Annotated in this window: 1 rRNA gene; it reads right to left on the bottom strand. The window is 48.0% G+C overall.

Annotated features, from left to right (window positions below):
- Window positions 1-227, bottom strand: a 23S ribosomal RNA gene (locus tag OCU55_RS23895); the annotation flags it as partial.

Genomic DNA, 227 nt, shown 5'->3' with positions numbered 1-227 from the left:
TCCCTTCGGCTCCGTACCTTAAGTACTTAACCTCGCTACATACCGTAACTCGTTGGCTCGTTCTACAAAAAGCACATCATCACACACATATGGTGCTATGATCGGTTGTAGGCACACGGTTTCAGGTTCTATTTCACTCCCCTTCCGGGGTTCTTTTCACCTTTCCCTCACGGTACTTCTTCACTATCGGTCATCAAGTAGTATTTAGCCTTGGGAGGTGGTCCTCC

Origin of the sequence: Clostridium folliculivorans (assembly GCF_024341905.1) — a bacterium.
Classification (GTDB): Bacteria; Bacillota; Clostridia; order Clostridiales; family Clostridiaceae; genus Clostridium_AR; species Clostridium_AR folliculivorans.
This window is presented reverse-complemented; position numbering and strand designations above follow the sequence as displayed.